Source organism: Citrobacter sp. RHBSTW-00570, from assembly GCF_013739755.1.
GTDB classification, from domain to species: Bacteria; Pseudomonadota; Gammaproteobacteria; order Enterobacterales; family Enterobacteriaceae; genus Citrobacter; species Citrobacter braakii.
Genome location: NZ_CP056399.1, coordinates 3,585,935 through 3,607,401, shown reverse-complemented (window position 1 = coordinate 3,607,401; position 21,467 = coordinate 3,585,935). Strand labels below are relative to the sequence as shown.

The 21,467-nt window shown below is 51.8% G+C and carries 21 protein-coding genes; 12 read left to right on the top strand and 9 right to left on the bottom strand.

Annotated features, from left to right (window positions below; translation table 11 throughout):
- Window positions 1–29: 29 nt before the first annotated feature.
- From entE to HV237_RS17250, 6 genes are all read left to right on the top strand, one after another.
- On the top strand, window positions 30–1,640 hold the full coding sequence (entE, locus tag HV237_RS17275) for a (2,3-dihydroxybenzoyl)adenylate synthase EntE (protein WP_047358073.1): 1,611 nt from the start codon (window positions 30–32) through the stop codon (window positions 1,638–1,640).
- A 13-nt stretch (window positions 1,641–1,653) separates the two neighbouring features.
- Window positions 1,654–2,511 carry an isochorismatase gene (locus HV237_RS17270; RefSeq protein ID WP_016152199.1) on the top strand — a complete coding sequence of 286 codons (858 nt, stop codon included), beginning with the start codon at window positions 1,654–1,656 and terminating at the stop codon, window positions 2,509–2,511.
- The gene (gene entA, locus HV237_RS17265) at window positions 2,511–3,266 is read left to right on the top strand and encodes a 2,3-dihydro-2,3-dihydroxybenzoate dehydrogenase EntA (RefSeq protein ID WP_047358074.1); all 756 of its coding nucleotides are present in this window, start codon (window positions 2,511–2,513) and stop codon (window positions 3,264–3,266) included. Before HV237_RS17270 ends, entA begins: the two co-directional genes overlap by 1 nt.
- A gap of 2 nt (window positions 3,267–3,268) precedes the next feature.
- Window positions 3,269–3,682: a proofreading thioesterase EntH gene (gene entH, locus HV237_RS17260; protein WP_029139447.1), complete on the top strand. Its 414-nt coding sequence runs from the start codon at window positions 3,269–3,271 to the stop codon at window positions 3,680–3,682.
- A 184-nt stretch (window positions 3,683–3,866) separates the two neighbouring features.
- Entirely contained in the window at window positions 3,867–5,972 is a 2,106-nt protein-coding gene (gene cstA / locus HV237_RS17255) for a pyruvate/proton symporter CstA (protein ID WP_016152202.1), read from the top strand.
- Window positions 5,973–6,035: 63 nt separating this feature from the next.
- Complete coding sequence (locus HV237_RS17250; protein WP_019076244.1) at window positions 6,036–6,233, top strand: YbdD/YjiX family protein; 198 nt, start codon at window positions 6,036–6,038, stop codon at window positions 6,231–6,233.
- Window positions 6,234–6,336: 103 nt separating this feature from the next.
- Here HV237_RS17250 and HV237_RS17245 read toward each other — a convergent pair whose 3' ends face one another.
- Window positions 6,337–7,425, bottom strand: a complete 1,089-nt coding sequence (locus HV237_RS17245; RefSeq protein WP_047358075.1) for an oxidoreductase — start codon at window positions 7,423–7,425, stop codon at window positions 6,337–6,339.
- A 132-nt stretch (window positions 7,426–7,557) separates the two neighbouring features.
- On the opposite strand from HV237_RS17245, the gene HV237_RS17240 reads away from it, so the two are divergent.
- On the top strand, window positions 7,558–8,718 hold the full coding sequence (locus HV237_RS17240) for a pyridoxal phosphate-dependent aminotransferase (RefSeq protein ID WP_047358076.1): 1,161 nt from the start codon (window positions 7,558–7,560) through the stop codon (window positions 8,716–8,718).
- On the opposite strand, the gene HV237_RS17235 is transcribed toward HV237_RS17240, so the two are convergent.
- From HV237_RS17235 to dsbG, 4 genes are all read right to left on the bottom strand, one after another.
- Window positions 8,719–9,336 (bottom strand): ParB/RepB/Spo0J family partition protein, encoded by a 618-nt coding sequence (locus tag HV237_RS17235; protein WP_046275109.1) that lies wholly within the window; start codon window positions 9,334–9,336, stop codon window positions 8,719–8,721.
- A complete protein-coding gene (locus tag HV237_RS17230) occupies window positions 9,321–10,544 on the bottom strand; it encodes a phosphoadenosine phosphosulfate reductase (protein ID WP_047358077.1) in 1,224 nt (407 codons plus the stop codon). Before HV237_RS17230 ends, HV237_RS17235 begins: the two co-directional genes overlap by 16 nt.
- A gap of 149 nt (window positions 10,545–10,693) precedes the next feature.
- Window positions 10,694–11,614, bottom strand: coding sequence for a LysR family transcriptional regulator (locus tag HV237_RS17225; RefSeq protein WP_053388572.1), 921 nt, complete (start codon window positions 11,612–11,614; stop codon window positions 10,694–10,696).
- A gap of 205 nt (window positions 11,615–11,819) precedes the next feature.
- Window positions 11,820–12,566 carry a thiol:disulfide interchange protein DsbG gene (gene dsbG / locus HV237_RS17220; RefSeq protein ID WP_047359275.1) on the bottom strand — a complete coding sequence of 249 codons (747 nt, stop codon included), beginning with the start codon at window positions 12,564–12,566 and terminating at the stop codon, window positions 11,820–11,822.
- Between the two features lie 374 nt (window positions 12,567–12,940).
- Here dsbG and ahpC point away from each other — a divergent pair, with 374 nt between their 5' ends.
- The 3 genes from ahpC (at window position 12,941) to tnpA (ending at window position 16,059) form a co-directional block, all read left to right on the top strand.
- Window positions 12,941–13,504: an alkyl hydroperoxide reductase subunit C gene (ahpC, locus tag HV237_RS17215; RefSeq protein WP_004859485.1), complete on the top strand. Its 564-nt coding sequence runs from the start codon at window positions 12,941–12,943 to the stop codon at window positions 13,502–13,504.
- Between the two features lie 154 nt (window positions 13,505–13,658).
- Window positions 13,659–15,224, top strand: a complete 1,566-nt coding sequence (gene ahpF / locus HV237_RS17210; protein ID WP_016152210.1) for an alkyl hydroperoxide reductase subunit F — start codon at window positions 13,659–13,661, stop codon at window positions 15,222–15,224.
- Between the two features lie 376 nt (window positions 15,225–15,600).
- A complete protein-coding gene (tnpA, locus tag HV237_RS17205; RefSeq protein WP_079778750.1) occupies window positions 15,601–16,059 on the top strand; it encodes an IS200/IS605 family transposase in 459 nt (152 codons plus the stop codon).
- A gap of 126 nt (window positions 16,060–16,185) precedes the next feature.
- Here the strand turns inward: tnpA and uspG are convergent, their stop codons facing one another.
- A complete protein-coding gene (uspG, locus tag HV237_RS17200; RefSeq protein WP_016152215.1) occupies window positions 16,186–16,614 on the bottom strand; it encodes a universal stress protein UspG in 429 nt (142 codons plus the stop codon).
- A gap of 187 nt (window positions 16,615–16,801) precedes the next feature.
- Window positions 16,802–17,212, bottom strand: a complete 411-nt coding sequence (rnk, locus tag HV237_RS17195) for a nucleoside diphosphate kinase regulator (RefSeq protein WP_005120853.1) — start codon at window positions 17,210–17,212, stop codon at window positions 16,802–16,804.
- Window positions 17,213–17,487: 275 nt separating this feature from the next.
- Here rnk and HV237_RS17190 point away from each other — a divergent pair, with 275 nt between their 5' ends.
- Window positions 17,488–18,318 (top strand): alpha/beta hydrolase, encoded by an 831-nt coding sequence (locus HV237_RS17190; protein WP_047359505.1) that lies wholly within the window; start codon window positions 17,488–17,490, stop codon window positions 18,316–18,318.
- Between the two features lie 96 nt (window positions 18,319–18,414).
- Window positions 18,415–19,038: a flavin reductase family protein gene (locus HV237_RS17185; RefSeq protein WP_047359504.1), complete on the top strand. Its 624-nt coding sequence runs from the start codon at window positions 18,415–18,417 to the stop codon at window positions 19,036–19,038.
- A gap of 41 nt (window positions 19,039–19,079) precedes the next feature.
- Here the strand turns inward: HV237_RS17185 and rna are convergent, their stop codons facing one another.
- Window positions 19,080–19,886 carry a ribonuclease I gene (gene rna, locus HV237_RS17180; RefSeq protein ID WP_047359503.1) on the bottom strand — a complete coding sequence of 269 codons (807 nt, stop codon included), beginning with the start codon at window positions 19,884–19,886 and terminating at the stop codon, window positions 19,080–19,082.
- 110 nt (window positions 19,887–19,996) lie between these two features.
- A complete protein-coding gene (gene citT / locus HV237_RS17175; protein ID WP_016152219.1) occupies window positions 19,997–21,460 on the bottom strand; it encodes a citrate/succinate antiporter CitT in 1,464 nt (487 codons plus the stop codon).
- Between the last annotated feature and the right edge of the window lie 7 nt (window positions 21,461–21,467).

The following is a 21,467-nucleotide window of genomic DNA, read 5'->3' as shown; positions in this document are numbered from 1 at the left end:
CTTATTGACCAGGCCTCTAAGGAGCGATAATGAGTATTCCTTTCACCCGTTGGCCGGAGGAGTTTGCCCGCCGCTATCGTGAAAAAGGTTACTGGCAGGATTTGCCGCTGACCGACATTCTGACCCGTCACGCCGACAGCGACCATACGGCGGTGATCGATGGCGAACGCCACCTGAGCTATCGCCAACTGAATCAGGCCACTGACAATCTCGCCTGCAGCCTGCGCCGTCAGGGGATCAAACCCGGCGAAACCGCGCTGGTACAACTGGGCAACGTGGCTGAGTTGTATATCACTTTCTTTGCGCTGCTCAAGCTGGGCGTAGCCCCGGTGCTGGCATTATTCAGCCATCAGCGAAACGAACTTAACGCCTATGCCAAACAGATCGAACCTGCGCTGCTGATTGCCGATCGTCAGCATGCGTTGTTTAGCGGAGACGATTTTCTTAACGCTTTTGTGGCTGAACACAATTCAGTGCGCGTGGTGCAACTGCGCAATGATGAAGGCGAACACAATCTGCAAACGGCGATAAGCCAGCCTGCGACTGATTTTTCCGCCACGCCATCGCCTGCTGATGAGGTGGCCTATTTCCAGCTTTCTGGTGGGACTACCGGGACGCCAAAGCTGATTCCTCGTACCCATAACGATTACTACTACAGCGTGCGTCGCAGCAATGAGATTTGCCGCTTCACCGGGGAAACGCGTTATTTATGCGCGATCCCGGCGGCGCATAACTACGCGATGAGTTCGCCTGGCGCGTTGGGGGTATTCCTGGCTGGTGGCACCGTCGTGCTGGCGGCTGACCCGAGCGCCACCCTGTGCTTCCCTCTGATTGAACAGCATCAGGTTAACGTCACGGCGCTGGTGCCGCCAGCGGTGAGCCTGTGGCTGCAAGCAATTGCGGAGTGGGGGAGCAATGCGCAATTGGCTTCGCTGACGCTGCTACAGGTCGGTGGGGCTCGGCTTTCCGCCTCGCTTGCGGCGCGTATTCCGGCGGAGATTGGCTGCCAGCTGCAGCAGGTCTTCGGCATGGCGGAAGGGCTGGTGAACTACACCCGTCTGGACGACAGTCCTGAACGCATCATCAATACCCAGGGCCGCCCGATGTGTCCCGATGATGAAGTCTGGGTAGCAGACGCTGACGGCAACCCTTTAGCCGAGGGAGAAACCGGGCGCCTTATGACGCGTGGCCCATACACCTTCCGCGGTTACTTCAACAGTCCTGAGCACAATGCCAGCGCCTTTGACGCCAACGGTTTTTACTGCTCCGGCGATCTGATCGCCATCGATCGAGATGGCTACATCACCGTCCAGGGACGCGAGAAGGATCAGATCAACCGCGGTGGAGAGAAGATCGCTGCAGAAGAGATTGAAAACCTGCTGCTGCGCCACCCGATGGTGATCCATGCCGCGCTGGTCAGTATGGATGACGAACTGATGGGCGAGAAAAGCTGTGCCTGGTTGGTGGTAAAAGAGCCGCTGCGAGCGGTGCAGGTGCGTCGTTTTCTACGCGAACAGGGCGTAGCGGAATTTAAATTACCTGACCGCGTAGAGTGCGTTGAGTCGTTACCGCTGACTCCGGTTGGGAAAGTAGATAAAAAACAATTACGTCAGTGGCTGGCATCACGTTCACTGGCCTGAAGGAGAATAAGAGATGGCAATTCCTAAACTGCAGGCTTATGCGCTACCCACGGCGCTTGATGTTCCGGTGAACAAAGTGGACTGGGCGTTTGACCCCGAACGCGCCGCACTGCTGATCCACGACATGCAGGACTATTTTATCGGCTTTTGGGGCGATAACTGCCCGATGATGGAGCAGGTCGTCGCTAACATCGCCGCACTGCGTCAGTACTGCAAAGAGCATAACATTCCGGTGTATTACACCGCTCAGCCGAAAGAACAGAGTGATGAAGACCGCGCTCTGCTCAATGATATGTGGGGACCGGGACTGACGCGTTCGCCGGAACAGCAGAAAATCGTTGAGGCGCTGGCGCCGGATGAAGCGGATACCATTCTGGTGAAATGGCGTTACAGCGCATTTCATCGCTCCCCGCTGGAACAGATGCTTAAGGAAACCGGACGTAATCAACTGATCATTACCGGCGTGTATGCGCATATTGGCTGTATGACCACCGCAACGGACGCCTTTATGCGCGACATCAAGCCGTTTATGGTTGCCGATGCGTTGGCAGACTTTAGCCGTGACGAACATCTGATGTCGCTGAAATACGTGGCGGGACGCTCAGGGCGTGTGGTGATGACTCAGGAATTATTACCGACGCCGGTACCGGCCAGCAAAGATGCGTTACGCAGCATTATTCTGCCGCTGCTCGATGAGTCCGAAGAACCGATGGATGACGAAAACCTGATCGACTACGGACTGGATTCCGTGCGCATGATGGCGCTGGCGGCGCGCTGGCGTAAGGTTCATGGCGATATTGACTTCGTGATGCTGGCGAAAAACCCGACCATTGACGCCTGGTGGACGCTGCTCTCTCGCGAGGTGAAGTAATGTCAGGATTTGACTTCGCAGGGAAAACCGTCTGGGTAACCGGCGCGGGAAAAGGGATTGGCTACACCACCGCGCTGGCGTTTGTGAAAGCGGGTGCTGAGGTGACAGGATTCGATCGTGAATTTTCTCAGGATAACTACCCGTTTGCCACCGAAGTGCTGGATGTGGCGAATGCTGAACAGGTGGCTGAGGTGTGTCAGCGCGTCCTGCAAACGCGCGAGCGGTTGGATGTGTTGGTCAATGCGGCGGGTATTTTGCGTATGGGGGCCACCGATGCGCTGAGTATTGAGGAGTGGCAGCAGACGTTTGCGGTTAACGTTGGTGGGGCGTTCAATCTGTTTCAGCAGACGATGGCGCAGTTTCGTCGCCAGCAGGGCGGGGCAATCGTGACCGTCGCGTCGGATGCGGCGCACACGCCGCGTATCGGTATGAGCGCATACGGTGCGTCAAAAGCCGCGCTGAAAAACCTGGCACTGACCGTCGGACTTGAACTGGCAGGCAGCGGTGTGCGTTGCAATGTGGTTTCGCCAGGCTCGACCGACACCGACATGCAGCGTACGTTGTGGGTCAGCGATGACGCGGAGCAACAGCGCATTCGTGGGTTTGGCGAGCAGTTTAAGCTCGGCATTCCGCTGGGGAAAATCGCTCGTCCACAGGAAATCTCTAACACGATTTTATTCCTCGCTTCCGATCTGGCGAGCCACATTACGCTTCAGGATATCGTGGTGGACGGCGGCTCCACGCTGGGGGCATGACGATGATCTGGAAACGTCATTTAACGCTGGATGAACTGAATGCCACCAGTCAGAACACGATGGTGGCGCATTTAGGCATGGTCTATACCCGACTGGGGGATGATGTGCTGGAAGCAGAAATGCCGGTGGATAGCAGGACGCATCAGCCGTTTGGTCTGCTGCACGGCGGCGCGTCGGCGGCCCTGGCGGAAACATTGGGTTCGATGGCGGGTTATCTGATGACTCGCGACGGGCAGTGTGTGGTGGGTACGGAACTGAACGCCACGCACCATCGGGCGGTTGCGCAGGGGAAAGTGCGCGGCGTTTGCCAGCCGCTGCACCTCGGGCGCCAGAGTCAAAGCTGGGAAATCGTCATCTTCGATGAGCAGGGACGACGCTGTTGTACCTGTCGTTTAGGCACTGCGGTGATGGGGTGAGTCGCCCGACAAAGTAAAATGAAATTGCAGGGTTAACGGCTAAATGAAGTGATCCAGTTAACAATGCAATGTAAATACTCAGTGATACTTCGGGTTTACATGGTTGTCAGGTTGTTAAATTCAGAAAAGATGTTATAGAAACAAAATGTAACATCTCTCTGACCAGGACAACGGAAAACCAAGTATGAATAAATCAGGGAAGTACCTCGTCTGGACAGTGCTCTCCGTTATGGGAGCATTTGCCCTCGGCTATATCGCATTAAATCGTGGCGAACAGATCAACGCGTTGTGGATAGTCGTGGCGTCGGTCTGTGTCTACCTTATCGCTTACCGTTTCTACGGCCTGTACATCGCGAAAAATGTACTGGCGCTGGACCCGACGCGTATGACGCCAGCTGTGCGTCATAACGATGGTCTGGACTATGTTCCTACCGATAAAAAAGTGCTGTTTGGCCACCATTTCGCGGCGATTGCTGGAGCGGGTCCATTAGTTGGACCGGTGCTGGCGGCGCAAATGGGCTATCTGCCGGGTATGATCTGGCTGCTTGCCGGGGTGGTACTGGCGGGGGCGGTGCAGGACTTTATGGTGCTGTTTGTTTCTACCCGTCGCGATGGGCGTTCCCTTGGCGAACTGGTGAAAGAAGAGATGGGCCCAACGGCGGGTGTCATTGCGCTGGTGGCCTGTTTTATGATCATGGTGATTATCCTCGCGGTACTGGCGATGATCGTCGTGAAAGCGCTGACCCACAGCCCGTGGGGAACCTACACCGTCGCCTTTACTATCCCGCTGGCGATCTTCATGGGGATTTACCTGCGTTATCTGCGCCCGGGCCGCATTGGTGAAGTGTCGGTCATCGGTCTGGTATTCCTGGTGTTTGCTATTATTTCCGGCGGCTGGGTGGCTGAAAGCCCGACCTGGGCACCGTACTTTGACTTTACCGGCGTACAGTTGACCTGGATGCTGGTGGGATACGGCTTTGTCGCCGCTGTGTTGCCGGTGTGGCTGCTGCTGGCGCCGCGTGATTATCTCTCTACCTTCCTGAAAATCGGTACCATTGTTGGTCTGGCGGTAGGGATTCTGATCATGCGTCCGACGCTGACCATGCCTGCGCTGACCAAGTTTGTTGACGGTACAGGCCCGGTCTGGAGCGGTAACCTGTTCCCGTTCCTGTTTATTACCATCGCCTGCGGTGCGGTCTCTGGTTTCCACGCGCTGATTGCCTCCGGCACCACGCCGAAGATGCTGGCGAATGAAGGTCAGGCCTGTTTTATTGGCTACGGCGGGATGCTGATGGAATCCTTTGTCGCCATTATGGCGCTGGTGGCGGCCTGCGTTATCGACCCGGGCGTCTACTTTGCGATGAACAGCCCGATGGCTGTACTGGCACCTGCCGGAACCACCGATGTGGTTGCGTCAGCGGCACAGGTTGTGAGCAGTTGGGGCTTTGTTATCACGCCTGATACGCTGCATCAGATTGCGAACGATGTCGGCGAACAATCCATTATTTCCCGCGCAGGCGGTGCGCCGACGCTGGCGGTGGGCATGGCGTATATTCTGCATGGTGCGCTGGGCGGCATGATGGATGTGGCGTTCTGGTATCACTTCGCCATTCTGTTTGAAGCCCTGTTTATTCTGACGGCGGTAGACGCCGGTACGCGTGCCGCACGCTTTATGCTGCAGGATCTGCTGGGCGTGGTGTCACCGGGTCTGAAACGTACCGATTCGCTGCCTGCGAACCTGCTGGCAACGGCGCTGTGCGTGCTGGCCTGGGGTTACTTCTTGCACCAGGGCGTGGTGGATCCATTGGGTGGTATTAATACCCTGTGGCCACTGTTTGGTATCGCCAACCAGATGCTGGCCGGTATGGCGTTGATGCTTTGCGCGGTGGTGCTGTTCAAGATGAAACGTCAGCGCTACGCGTGGGTGGCGCTGGTGCCAACGGCCTGGCTGCTGATTTGTACCCTGACCGCCGGCTGGCAGAAAGCGTTTAGCCCGGATGCGAAAATTGGCTTCCTCGCCATCGCTAACAAGTTCCAGGCGATGATCGACAGCGGTAATATTCCGGCGCAGTACACTCAGTCGCAGCTGACGCAGTTGGTGTTTAACAACCGCCTGGATGCGGGTCTCACTATCTTCTTCATGGTAGTCGTTGTGGTGCTGGGTCTGTTCTCCATCAAAACTGCACTGGCAGCACTGAAAGAGGACAAACCTACGTCGAAAGAAACGCCATACGAACCGATGCCTGAGAATGTCGAAGAGATCGTGGCGCAGGCGAAAGGCGCGCACTAATATTCTCTTAACCAACGAGCCCTCTCCTGAATGGGGAGGGCGTTTGTTCGACAGGGAACCACTATGTTTGAAACGCTCTCTAAAGCCGGGAAGTATTTGGGTCAAACCGCCCGATTAATGATAGGTGTGCCGGATTACGACAACTATGTTGAGCATATGCGCGTCACGCATCCGGACCTGACGCCAATGACCTACGAAGAATTTTTCCGCGAACGCCAGGATGCGCGCTACGGGGGGAAAGGCGGCGCACGCTGCTGTTAATGCTCTTCATCATTCAAGCTGCAGGCGTGTTCACCCTGGTCACTTACTCTAGTAAGCACCAGGGGGGCGCTGCGTTGCCGCCATCAGGCATCCCACACCATAATCACACCGTAAACGATTCTACTTTTTCGAACGCTGCGCGCAGCGTCTGTGGCGTTAACGTTACCGGCAGCGCATGAATGGACTCCACCGGGCGCAGGGTGTGCGCAATCACGTTGTCGATTTCGGCGCGGTTGTTGATGTCCACGTCCAGTTGAGCCAACCGGGTTGGCAGGTTGAAGCGCTGATAGGCGGTAATTAACTGCGCCAGCACATCATCTTGTCCCAGCAGCGCGCTTTGCACCAGTATGCCGTACGCCACTTTGGTGCCATGTAAAAACTTCTCCGTTTGCGGGAGCACGGTCAGGCCATTATGTACCGAATGCGCCGCCGCCACGCGGGTGTAGCGCTCACCCAGACCGCCGACCATGCCGCCTCCGGCAATAATTGCATCCACTACATCGCAAAATGTGCGGCTTAACGTGCCTTGTTGCTTATCGACCAGCGCCTGCTCGCTGCTTTCCAACAGGACGTCGCGGATCGTCTGCGCAGCATGGATACCCAGACGTACGGTCAGAGGCAGGTTTTCCGGCTCAGGTGCGAGCACGACTGCCTCGTACCATTTCGCCAGCGTGTCGCCGATCCCCGCCAGTAAGTATTCTTCAGGCGCATTGAGAACGATCTCTGGCTCGACCAGCACGAGGAAATTGGCGTCAGCGAAAATTTCGAAATGCAGCGCCTGGCCTGCATCGTTGTACCAGACGGAGAGCGGTGTCCATGCGGCGCAGGTCGCTGCGATAGTAGGAATACCGACAAAAGGCAGACCCAGACGACGAGCCAGCGCTTTGGCCGTGTCGAGCAATGTCCCGCCGCCCACACCAATCACCACGCTGCGATTGTCTCCTGACTCTTTTGCCAGTTGAGTAACATCGGTTTCGCTGCAATGTCCCGTAAACAGCAGGTGCCTGGCATCGGCAAGATGAAATGCCTCAGGCAGATAAGGGCGGGCCGCGTCGATGGCGCGTTCACCGTAAACCCAGACGGCGCGTGAGAGTTGCTCTGCGGTGAAAAAATCGTTGAGTCTTGACAGGCTGCCGGGATGGGAAAAATAGTTGGCCGGGCCGGTGACGACGCGAATCTCGGTATTACTCATGTTGTGTTGTCCTTTTGGCTGTCCTGTCAATGCAGGTTATTTTTATATAGACGTCTGAACGTCTTGATTGCCAAATACTAGCATCGTGCTATAGTGGCTTCAACCACAACATCACCCGCTGGGATAATAATAATGAGTAATAACCCGCTGATTCCGCAAAGCAAACTGCCTAATCTTGGCACCACTATCTTCACGCAAATGAGCGCGCTGGCGCAGCAGCATCAGGCCATTAACCTCTCGCAGGGATTTCCTGATTTTGACGGGCCACTCTTTTTGCAGGAACGTCTGGCGTATCACGTCGCGCATGGCGCAAACCAGTATGCGCCGATGACGGGCGTACAGCCGTTGCGCGAAGCCATTGCGGATAAAACCGCGCAGTTGTACGGCTATAAACCTGATGCGAATAGTGAAGTGACCGTGACGGCAGGGGCCACAGAAGCGCTGTTCGCCGCAATTACGGCGCTGGTGCGTCCTGGCGATGAGGTGATTTGTTTTGACCCGAGCTACGACAGCTATGCGCCCGCGGTCGAATTATCCGGCGGCGTAGTTAAACGTATCGCGCTGCAACCGCCGTCTTTTCGCGTCGACTGGCAGGAATTTAGCGCTGTACTCAGCGAACGTACCCGACTGGTGATCCTTAACACGCCGCACAACCCTTCCGCCACCGTATGGCATCACGCCGATTTTGATGCCCTGTGGCAAGCAATTAAAGAACGCGAGATCTTTGTCATCAGCGACGAAGTTTATGAGCACATTTGCTTCGCCGGACAAGGACATGCCAGCGTGCTGGCGCATTCACAGCTGCGCGAACGCGCCGTTGCCGTTTCATCTTTTGGGAAGACCTACCATATGACCGGCTGGAAAGTCGGCTACTGCGTTGCGCCTGCCGCCATTAGCGCTGAATTACGCAAGGTACACCAGTATCTGACGTTCTCAGTTAATACGCCGGCTCAGTTGGCGCTGGCGGATATGCTGCGGGAGGATCCAACACACTATCGTGAGTTGCCAGCCTTTTATCAGAAAAAACGCGATGTGTTGGTGAGCGCGCTGCGTGACAGCCGGCTGGAAATTTTACCGTGTGAAGGTACCTATTTTCTGCTGGTCGATTACAGTGCCGTCTCCACACTTAACGACGTTGAGTTTTGCCAGTGGCTGACCAAAGAAGTGGGCGTTGCCGCGATCCCGTTGTCGGTTTTCTGCGCCGATCCTTTCCCGCATAAGCTGATTCGCCTATGTTTTGCCAAGCAAGAATCGACGCTGCTGGCGGCAGCCGAACGTCTGGTTGCGCTGTAGTTATTTTACTGTCCAGGCTTTGGAGAAGCGACGGTCGGCAAATAACTCTTGCAGACCGTTAATTTGTTTCAGACGTAAAACCTCATCGTCGTCCATACCTAACTCTTTACTGATTTTCTCTGCGCTCCATCCCAGTAGTGATAATTCACGAACGATTTCCGACATGGCATGAATTTTATGCCGCCCACGGGCACGGTTATGACGAATTGTCGCTGCCATGCGTTCATGGCGTTCACGCTGTAAACAGGTGACCGGCAGGTAGCCATGCAGGCGTGATTTCAGCGACGGTTTACTTTTACCTAGCTCGTGACGGTGGAAACCATCGACAATTTCGTATTCTTCCGCCGTGGAGTGAACTACCACGATGGGCTGCGTGAATCCGTCTGCTTCGAGGGATTTCTGCAGCAGCTTTTTCTCCGGAGGCGCAACGTTATTAGGGTTATAGTCATTGGGTGAGATATGCTCGTTTTTAATCCATAGTACACAGTCTACTGGCTCTTCACGAAAAGGGCTGACGCTGTGGATAGCCATTCTGAATTGGTTGATTGCTTCAATTCGTTCTTCTTCTGACAGCCCAGAAAGAAAACCAGTGAGTTCTTGAGTTAGTCGGTGTTGCATAAGATTCCCCATTGCTGGCGTTTTATTTTCATGCGTTCATTATAACGTTGGTAGTTTTTGGGTTTTGTGGGGCTGAATGACAGAGCCCGGCACCAGTAGTCGTTATTCAGCAGGACTTTACAGATACGCCGCCACGACGGAATATCCGCTGAGCCAATATCTTTTTCCTGAGTTTGCGGGATATTGTCCATGCCCTTTTTCTTATACCACTGCAAATAGATGGCGATTTTATTGCGATAATGCTCAGCGGTCGTTTCCGGCATGCTATTGAGTAGCAGCATGGCGTATTCCTGCCAGTTTAAATGTTCGGGTTTCAATATTTTGCGGTGCCCGTAAAAATGGTTGTCCTGACCGGCATAAATTCCGCCACTTTTTACACCGCTGACACGGGCGCACATGGCTGCCCAGCGCTCGGGTTCAATGACGTGATATAGCCATAATCCCTGACGCTGTTCCGGGCCAAAGGGCTCACAAATACGCATGTAACGTGTTGGGACACCGGCCTGATACATGAGATTGTATAAGGGATTGCACGACATTCTGGTTTTTGCGAACCAGGTCCAGATATCGGCAGTTTTCCAGTCATAAATCGGGTAAATATACCAGGTATGCCCGCCGGGGGCGCTGGTGGTCCAGGGTTTATCATCGGCAAAGCGCTGCTTTTGCGAATTGGCAATGGCGACAAAACGATTATATGACTCATCGGCGCGGATCCCGACCATCATGCCGGCTGGACGTTTCTCTGAATACCAGTCAGCGAACTCGCGAACAAATTGTTCAAAGGTCATGCCGGGTTGATAGAAGGAGAAATACTCTGGATCGGTTATGGCATCCGTGGGAGGCTGGCGAACCCACGGAGTACCTGGTTCCCAACACTGCCATTCTGGCTGAAATTGAGAGAGGGAATTCTGGGTGGTGAGCGGTAAAGCCACCCAATAAAAGCGCTCGATGACATCAGAATAACGTGCACGAAGCGCCTCAACATAATCAATAGTGCAGGAAAACTGGGCTTCCCAGTCGATAAATAGTACGTCAATTTTTTTATGCAGTTGGCGTGCAAGCATAGCTGTCAGATGTAGCATCAGTCCTGAATCTTTCCCGCCGGAGAAAGAGACACAAACTCGAGGCAGAGTTTCCAGCGCCCAGGTTATGCGCTCCAGAGCGGCGTCCAGCACGTTTTGATCAAGCGGGATTTTATAAATAGACATATTAAACTCATATCAAAATTATTATTTAAAACAATAACAAATGCTGACAATAAGATATGCTAATTTTTTCCAGGTGCAACGTTTTAATACATTCATGGTTATTTTGAATTATGCTCATTCATAAATATTTAAAATGAATAGGTAAAGTTCTACTTGGTAGTTCTTTGATCATGTTTATCATTTATTTTATTAATTAAATTAACGAAGCCAGTATTGTTGAGTGATGCTCTGTTATACATCAAAAATAAATTTATTTTTGGTAAGGGAATATCGATACAGATCTCTTTTAAATTAAATGATCCGGTATATTGTTCGTAAATATCTCTTGGTAGCAGACCTATGATGTCCGTATTTGAAATAATGTTAATGATCGTTATTAATGAGTCGCTGCGGAAGCCAACATCTCGATTAGCCAGCAATGTGCTGGTTTGTTGCCAGTATTCCTTAACACCTGTATCTTCAGAAATAAGTTGCGTGAACTGTTCTTTTAATATTGTTTCAAGCGTACTTTCTCCATTAATTCTCGGATGATTTTTGTTGCAAACTAATATTGTTTCGACAGTTTTAAATGGCGAGCATATTATCGAGCGATTACTCACTGGAGCGGTAGCAATGACTAAATCTGCTTTTCTGTAAGCCAACAGATTTTCCGTACTTTCAGCAGTGATGAGTATGTTATGGTGCTCAATTTCGACATGCGATTCTTCTCTGACAAAATGAATAATTTCCTCGATGTTGATAATTGTTGGTAGTTGTGGACAGTAAATAATGAATTTTTTCTTCAGACTGGAGTTATTCATGATGTTTATTGTCTGCTCCAGACTGTTGAGATTTTTCTCAAGATGATGATGAAGGTTAATCCCCATAATCGTTGGTGTTATGCCTTTTCCGGAGCGGATAAACAGTGGGTCATTAAATTGTGTGCGTAGCCGTTGCAGTGACTGGCTAACGGCAGAGGGGGTGATATACAAAGTTTCGGCAGCTTTAGTGATACTCAAATGTTGATAAATACACTCAAAGATAACCAATAGATTGAGATCGAACTTTTTAAGGTCATAGAGGTTAGCCATACATACCTTCCTGTGATGGTCATGTTTTGAAAAATTTAATTTTGAAATATTTTAAGTTGTGAATATTCTTGTGGTTTATGTTTGTGTGCTTAATGAATTATTAATTTAAACTAAAAATAGCACATGTTGCGTAATTTTGACCAAAAAAGTTAATCTAAATGAGTGATTGACATGGGAATGATAACAACCACTCATTTTTTCACATTTATTTATTACCCATGATAATGTTTAATTTCTCCTTATCCGGTAAGCCGATTTCCTGTTGTAACGTATCGTCTTTACTCATGTAATAGATAGCCGGCGTGACGTTGGCGCCTAAATCATCCATCAACTTTTGATTGATATTCAATACCTTCATCTGCTCCGGTGAGACGGAGGTCGGGATTTGTAGCTTCATTTTCCCACCGGATGCCTCATAGTCATGCCAGGTCTTGGCCGGATCTTTTGCGGCCAGAATCGCTGCGGCGGTAGCCGGGCTTTCGGGTTTAATTACGCCAACCAGTAATGTGCGCAACTGAACTTTACCTGAGTCTACCCACGGGCGAGCCTGCTGCCAGAACTGTTTGCAATAGGGACAGAAGGGATCGGCAAACACATAGACAATGACTGGAGCCTCTTTTTTCCCGTCCAGAATCCAGGATGTTTTTTCCATTCGCTGCCACATTTCGCGTCCGGCAGGGGCGTAGATCTCTTTTTCTATCAGCGTATTACTGAGGTTTTCACCTTTTTCGTTATACATATAACCGGAAATGGCGTGTTTGCCGTCAGGCGTAACATAGATAGTAACGCCCATATCCTGGTATTTTCCCAGGTAGCCCTTCATTCCACCCGGCGCGTCGAAGGGTTTGAGAATAGTAATGCCCTGTTTCTCAATAGCTTTAACGGGGGCAGGAAGTTCTTCGGCGTGCACCACGGCAGGAAGCAGGGTTAAGAGTAAGGTACGTTTAAACATTGATTTTCCTTATAAAATCAGAAGGAAAGGGGGCTAAGTTGCAAAACCTATCGCAGCCATAGGTAAGATCGACCGTCTGTCGATTGCCCTTTCTTGAGTGGGGTGATGTAATCCCAATCGCTGTTACGACCTTTGTTAAGGTAATGTAGAGCGCAACACATAGCCAGCCCTGCTGGCACTGACGTTACCTGCGGGTAGCTCGGGTAATGAGGCTCCCTGCAAAGGGGGCCTTTTTTACTTTTATCTTTAGGTTCACAACATGAGTTTGAGTGGGTTGTTAGTTAACGCTTATTGATTTGATAAAGGAAACGCATTAGCCCTGCGAAGAGATTTTCGTTAACTTATCTCTCAACGAAAACACGGAGGAAGTACAGATGTCTTTGATTAATACCAAAATTAAACCTTTCAAAAACCAGGCGTTCAAAAACGGTGAGTTCATCGAAGTAACCGAGAAAGATACCGAAGGTCGCTGGAGCGTCTTCTTCTTCTACCCGGCTGACTTTACTTTCGTTTGCCCGACCGAGCTGGGTGATGTGGCTGACCACTACGAAGAACTGCAGAAACTGGGCGTAGATGTCTATTCCGTATCTACTGACACCCACTTCACCCACAAAGCATGGCACAGCAGCTCTGACACCATCGCGAAAATCAAATACGCGATGATCGGCGACCCGACTGGCGCCCTGACCCGTAACTTCGACAACATGCGTGAAGATGAAGGTCTGGCTGACCGCGCAACCTTCGTTGTAGACCCGCAGGGTATCATCCAGGCAATCGAAGTTACCGCTGAAGGTATCGGCCGTGATGCGTCTGACCTGCTGCGTAAAATTAAAGCCGCACAGTACGTTGCCTCTCACCCAGGTGAAGTTTGCCCGGCGAAATGGAAAGAAGGCGAAGCGACCCTGGCTCCATCCTTAGATCTGGTCGGTAAGATTTAAGTCGCATAATTTGTAGGCCGGATAAACGCAGTGCATCCGGCCATTCCACAGGCGCAGTTTGCGCCTGTTTCATTCCAGCACCATGACGCAAGTTGCATTAATGCAGTCCCGCAAAGTCGGCTTGCATGATGATGTTTTCAGAGAGGGAAGAAGAATGCTCGACACAAATATGAAAACCCAGCTCAAGGCTTATCTTGAGAAACTGACCAAACCTGTTGAGCTGATTGCTACGCTGGATGACAGCGCTAAATCGGCAGAAATCAAGGAACTGCTGACTGAAATTGCTGAACTGTCAGAAAAAGTCACCTTTAAAGAAGACAATACTCTGGCGGTACGCAAGCCATCGTTCCTGATCACCAATCCAGGTTCTCACCAGGGGCCGCGCTTTGCCGGTTCTCCGCTGGGCCATGAGTTTACCTCCCTGGTGCTGGCGCTGCTGTGGACCGGTGGTCATCCGTCAAAAGAGGCGCAGGCGTTGCTGGAGCAGATCCGCGATCTCGACGGTGATTTTGAGTTTGAAACCTATTATTCGCTTTCCTGTCATAACTGTCCGGACGTGGTACAGGCGCTGAACCTGATGTCGGTACTGAATCCACGCATCAAGCATACGGCGATTGACGGCGGTACATTCCAGAACGAAATTACCGATCGCAACGTGATGGGCGTTCCGGCGGTGTATATGAACGGCAAAGAGTTCGGTCAGGGGCGTATGACGCTGACTGAGATCGTGGCGAAAGTAGATAGCGGCGCAGAAAAACGTGCGGCACAAGAGCTGAACAAACGTGATGCTTATGACGTGCTGATTGTCGGTTCCGGTCCTGCGGGGGCGGCAGCGGCAGTGTACTCTGCACGTAAAGGTATTCGCACCGGTCTGATGGGCGAACGTTTTGGCGGTCAGGTTCTTGATACCGTTGATATTGAAAACTACATCTCGGTACCGAAAACCGAAGGCCAGAAACTGGCGGGCGCGCTGAAAGCACACGTTGATGACTATGATGTTGATGTGATCGACAGCCAGAGCGCAAGTAAACTGGTTCCGGCGGCGCAGGAAGGCGGTTTGCATCAGATTGAAACGGCATCCGGCGCGGTGCTCAAAGCACGCAGCATTATCATTGCCACCGGTGCGAAATGGCGCAACATGAACGTTCCGGGCGAAGATCAGTATCGCACCAAAGGCGTAACCTATTGCCCGCACTGCGATGGCCCGCTGTTCAAAGGCAAGCGCGTTGCGGTGATTGGTGGCGGCAACTCCGGTGTTGAAGCTGCTATTGACCTGGCAGGCATTGTTGAACATGTGACGCTGCTGGAGTTCGCACCTGAAATGAAAGCTGATCAGGTGCTGCAGAATAAGCTTCGCAGTCTGAAAAACGTCGATATTATTCTGAATGCGCAAACGACAGAAGTGAAAGGCGATGGCAGCAAAGTCACCGGCCTGGAGTATCGTGACCGCGTGAGTGGCGACGTTCACAGTGTGGAACTGGCGGGTATCTTTGTACAGATAGGTCTGCTGCCAAACACCAACTGGCTGGAAGGTGCCGTCGAGCGTAATCGCATGGGTGAAATCATCATCGATGCCAAGTGCGAAACCAGCGTGAAAGGGGTTTTCGCCGCTGGTGACTGCACCACCGTACCGTATAAGCAGATCATCATCGCGACCGGTGAAGGCGCGAAGGCCTCATTGAGTTCGTTTGATTATCTGATTCGCACGACAGTAGCATAAAAAAAGTAAGACTCACCTGCAATGCCAAAACCGTCAGCCATCCGCTGGCGGTTTTTTATTTCCACGCTTTCAGATTGTCAATTCTTGAAACAATAAACCGTGTAACACATTCATTTAATGAGTCTGATCATTAGTTTCATCAAAGAAAGATGAGGCGTTTTCTTTATTATATCAACCTGCATTACGTTTTCATGGTCACCCCTGCCAGGCATTAACCTGGCAGGGGTTTTCTTGTGCACAGAAAACCCCCAGCTAGGCTGGGGGTTCCGGAAAGCTTTCAGCTTTGGGCCAGTTATTAAAACCCCTTTTGATTTGTTAAAACACATTGCGGTCTGGCAACTGCAAATGTTTAACAAGAAATCAAAAGGGGGTCCCAATGGGGGACGAAAAGAGCTTAGCGCACACCCGATGGAACTGTAAATATCACATAGTTTTTGCGCCCAAATACCGGAGACAAGCATTCTACGGTGAGAAACGCAGGGCGATAGGCAGCATCTTAAGAAAGCTGTGTGAGTGGAAAAACGTGCGGATCCTGGAAGCGGAATGCTGTGCGGATCATATCCATATGCTTGTGGAAATCCCACCCAAAATGAGCGTATCCGGCTTTATGGGGTATCTGAAAGGGAAAAGCAGTCTGATGCTGTATGAACAGTTTGGGGATATGAAATTCAAGTACAGGAATAGAGAGTTCTGGTGCCGGGGATACTACGTAGATACGGTGGGTAAGAACACGGTGAAGATACAGGAATACATAAAGCACCAGCTTGCAGAAGATAAAATGGGTGAGCAGTTATCGATCCCTTATGCGGGTAGCCCGTTTACGGGCCGTAAGTAACGAAGTCTGATGCAAATGTCAGATCGTATGCGCCTGTTAGGGCGCGGCTGGTAACAGAGCCTTATAGGCGCATCCGAAAAACCTCCGGCTATGCCGGAGGATATTTATTTAGCAAATTAGAGGCTATTAACGTACAACCAGCACTGGCAGAGTAGCGTGGCGAACAACGCTGGAAGCGTTTGAGCCGAGCAGATGAGTGCTGATTGATGGGTTGCGCGATCCAATGACGACCACATCCGCATTCAACTCTTCACCCAACTCGTTGACGACGTCACGTACGCTGCCAAAGCGGACGTGTTGTTTAATACGGGAAGGATCGATGCTGAAGTGACCGACCATCGTTTGCAGACGAGTTTCCGCTTCGTGTTGTAGATGCTCTTCAAAACGACGGACATCGGCTGCAAAGCGGTGCAGGCTTAAGCTTGCTGAGCCTGGCAGCACATGCAGCAGATGAATAACCCCGTTTTCCTGTGCCAGAAATTCTGCATGGCGAATAGCCTTGTCGCTCAGTTCCATTTCGAATACATCAACAGGCATTATGATTGTGTTGTACATAAACATTCTCCTTGTCATTACATGAACACATATCAGCATAGTATTAAAAATGATTCTGTCAGTCACGACACAGATTTATGTTTTGCGAACAGGAGATAAGGTGAGAGTCAGGAACTGGGGACTAACCGGAAAGAGGATGCGGATGCATCCCCTGTAAGATAAAGCGAGTGGCTTTGATAAGACAGAGTTAGCGCAGGTAGTCGCCCGCAGCTTCAGGTTGGTACTCAAGCTCAATGACTTCGAGGTGTGTTGAGGTCCCGCCTGGTAGTTCCCAGTGAATGGTGTCGCCAACGCGCAGGCCCAGAAGTGCAGCGCCAACAGGTGCCATTACCGAAAGCTGTGTGCTGCTGTCAGTCATATTGGCCGGATACACCAGGGTACGCACACGGACTTCGCCATCACTCAGATTGCGGAATTTCACGCGGCTGTTCATGGTCACGACATCGTGCGGCATGGTTTCTGGTGAACACATTTGGGCACGATCCAGCTCGGCGTTCAGGGCGTCGGCAATCGGTAAACCAGCAAACGCAGGTTGCTCCAACAGGCGGTCAATGCGTTCCGCATCGAGGTCGTTAATGATGATAGTTGGTCTGGACATTTGTTACTCCATGTCGTCGATACTGCGGGTGCGCAGGTAAATAATCCCAAAAGAAAACCCTCACCGTCAGGCGGCAAGGGTTTAGCTTTTATGATGATACTGAGACTTACCCCTGGTTTGAAGTGATTTAGTTCACATTCAGGCAAATCATCAATATTGTTGCGTATGGTGTGATTTTAGCCGAAAAACGCGATCGTTCTCCAATTTGCATTATGCTTTTTAAGCGCTCGCTGCGGGCGCGTCAAACAACTCAGTGTTCCGCGACAGGAGATCTCATGAGCCAGTACGACAAACTTACCTTGAAAGACGGCAGCTATTTGCATTTTAAAGATTGGGGAAGTGGGCAGCCTATCGTCTTTAGCCATGGCTGGCCGCTGACGGCAGATGCGTTTGAGGATCAGATGCTGTTCCTCGGGTCGAAAGGATTTCGGGTGATCGCCCATGACAGGCGTGGGCATGGGCGTTCAGCCCAACCCTGGGATGGTCACAATATGGATCAGTATGCTGACGATCTGGCTGAACTTACCGCACATCTCAATCTTAAAGATGCCGTACATGTCGGACACTCTACCGGGGGCGGGGAAGTGGCGAGGTACATTGGACGCCATGGAACGCAGCGGGTAGCCAAAGCGGTGTTAATCGGCGCGGTGACGCCCATAATGATCAAGACCGACTTTAACCCAAATGGTGTGCCGAAAGGGGTGTTTGATGGCATCCGTGAGGGAGTGATAAACGATCGCGCTGCTTTCTTCTATGAACTGACCGCTGCATTTTATGGCTACAACCGCCCGGGCGTAAATGCGTCGAAAGCCGTTCGTGAAAGCTTTGTTGAACAGGGCTTACAAGGTTCCATTAAAGCGTTGTACGACTGTATTCACGCGTTTTCAGAAACTGACCTGCGTGAGGATCTCAAAAAGATGACTATCCCGACGCTGGTGATCCATGGTGATGACGATCAGATTGTCCCGTTTGAAACCTGCGGAAAGGTTGCGGCGGAAATACTGTCTGACGCGCAGTTGAAGGTGTATGTTGGCGGTTCGCATGGCATTTGCACTACCCATAAACAACAGATCAACGGCGATCTGCTCAACTTTATTCAATCGTAATCTTTAGCGGATTGTTCTACGCTGATCTTCTTTTTCCAGGGAGATGAGCGAAGCATAATTTGTGCTGCGCTGATGTTAACTTCAACAGAGAACACTATGTATTTCTATCAACCATCACAAGGACACGGCTTACCGCATGACCCGCTGAATGCCATCATTGGACCGCGCCCTATTGGCTGGATTGCCTCCCGCGACAGCGACGGTCGGCATAACCTTGCACCGTACAGTTTCTTTAACTGCTTTAATTATCACCCGCCGATTATCGGTTTCGCCAGCAGCGGCTGGAAAGATAGCGTGCAGAATATTATCGACACCGGTGAGTTTGTCTGGAATCTGACGACTCTTGAGCTGGCCAGCGCGATGAACGAAACGTCAGCCAGCTTGCCTCACGGCGAGGATGAGTTTTTTGCCGCCGGGCTTAGCAAAGCAGATAGTCGGATAGTCAGCGTGCCGCGCGTGGCGCAAAGCCCGGTCAATTTTGAGTGTCGCTTATCGCAAAGTCTGCAACTGACCACCGCTGATGGTTCGCCTGTTGAAACCTGGCTGGTGCTGGGAGAAGTGGTGGGTATTCATATTGATGAAACGCTACTGGAAGGCGGCATCTACCAGACGGCGAAAGCAAAACCGGTACTGCGTGCGGGCGGGCCAACGGCGTATTATTCGATCAGTGAAACACACCGCTTTGATTTAATTCGCCCGGATGCCCGTTCAAAACGCTAACCATATGGAGCGACGCCAGCTTGCCGCGCCGGTCGTTATTTTCAGTATCCCACTTTGTCGATAATAAACTGTTTACCGCAGTTACCCGGATGCGGTTGCGGTAAGAATGACTGTGCGGATAACGTCTGGTTAATGGTGTCGGCTTTCAGGGTCAATTGGATTTCTGTGAGATAGGCCGGATTGCCGTGGCAGCTTAGCTTCACGGCTTTGACGTTCTCTCTGCCCCAGCTTTTAGCGACGGCGGCGTCAAATGCGCTGCGGCTGACGGTTTTGCCGTAGTTTTCCGCGAGGAATTTGCCAGCCTCGCTGTTCTTAACCTCATTATTCATCCGTACCATCGTGCCGAAGTATGCGTCGGGATCAAAACCGAAACAGGCACCATGTTTGGCATATTCGTAACGTTCCAGACAGGATCTCCCGCCAGCACCGGGCATTACGGCACTGAGTTTTGCCGCGCTTTCCAGCGACAGGCCCGTTTCGGGAGCCGCGCATTTACGGCTGGCGCGCGCTTCAGGCAGGTTGGGAATAGGGCGAGTTGCGCAGCCAAAGCGCATCCAGCGGCGGTTGTCTACTCCACGGGCGGCTATGGATTTTGGCAGGCTGGGCCATAAACCGTGAACGGTCAGGAAATCTGCTTTGTCCGCGCTCTCTTTTTGCAGACGACATTCGTCGGGCTCTTGACGATTTCTCTCGTGTTGGCTCTGACAAAATCCGGTTTGCCAGGAGAGGGCCAGCACGTAGCTGTCAAAATCAGCGTACTGTTTTGCCTGAAGTTCGTCGGCCTGAGCTACAGAAACTGGGAGCAGAAGTGCTGCCAGCAGCGAAGAATAACGCCATGTTGATGTCATGATGATTTCGGATACTTATATCAATTCTGAATATCATCTATTTAATCATAAAAAATGCCAGTCAGGTTTAGCTGACTGGCATCATTTTCATCAGGCGGGAACCCGAATGATTAGCTCCACATTGCCAGAATCGGCCAGCCGACCAGCAAAAGCATAGAGATGTAGATAACGCCGAAGATAGCACCCAGACGCCAGTAGTCTTTGGACTTCACATAACCGCAGCCGTAAATAATAACGCCAGGGCCAGTTGCATACGGAGTCAGACAGCCCATGATACCGATGGACAGTACCAGCAGGATACACAGGTGTTCCATCGGAACGCCCGGGATGCCTTTGCCGACGGCCAGAATAACCGGCAGCATGGTGGCGGTGTGTGCGGAAAGGCTGGCAAACAGGTAGTGAGCAAAATAGAACACCAGCACCAGAACGATCACGGTCGCGTTAGGCGAGAAGCCTTCCAGGTGCGAGCTCATCGTGTTGGCGAACCAGTCGATGAAGCCTGAACGGGTTAAACCATTCGCCATAACGACCAGCGTGGCGAGGTTAACCAGGGTGTTCCATGCGCTGTTATAACGGGTGATGTCTTTCCACGGGACAACGTGCAGCGCCAGCATCAGCGAGACTGCCAGCAGACCCACAGCGGTCGCATCAATCAGTTTACCGCCAAAGACCCACAGACCCAGGCTGAGCAGAACCAGACCGATCAGGGTCAGCTCTTTACGCGTCAGTTTACCCATGGTTTTCAGTTCATCACCAGCCCACGCGGCAACTTCAGCACTGTGAGTAACTTCTGGCTTGTAAAGAACATAGGACAGCCACGGAGCAACGATCAGCAAAATAATACCAACCGGCAGGAAGCTGAGGAACCATTGCAACCAGCTGATTTGAATACCGGCAATTTTATTGACGAATTCCAGACCCAGCACGTTAGGTGCAGCACCGGTAACGAACATAGAGGAGCTCAGGCTGGTACTGATTACCATCATCCACATCAGATATCCGCCGATACGGCGCGCGGACGGATCGTTTGGGAATGATTTAAACAGCGGCGGCAGGTTTTTGATAACCGGGAATACGGTACCACCGGTACGCGCGGTGTTGGACGGTGTAAACGGCGCCAGCAGAATGTCGATGATGACAATCGCGTAGCCCAGCGTCAGGGTGCGCTTACCCATGAATTTTACCAGGAACAGCGCGATACGACGACCCAGACCGGTGACTTCATAGCCCAGCGCGAAGATAAACGCGCCAAACACCAACCACACGGTAGTGCTGGAGAAGCCTGCCAGACCCCATTTCAGCGCTTGCTTACCCGCTTTAAACGCCGGGTCGGCCAGCTCTGAAGCATCAAACAGCAGATAGTTGCTGCCGATGACGCAGATCGTTACGGCGATAAAGCTTATCGCTGTTGCCGGGATTGGCTCCAGGATCATCCCGACAATCATTGCCACGAAAACGGCAAAATAGTGCCAGGCTTGCGGGGGCATTCCATCAGGGACAGGGATAAGAAACATGACGCCCATTACGACCAATGGGGCCAGTAATTTCCATATTTTATCTTTTGCTAAAGACATGTGTGTG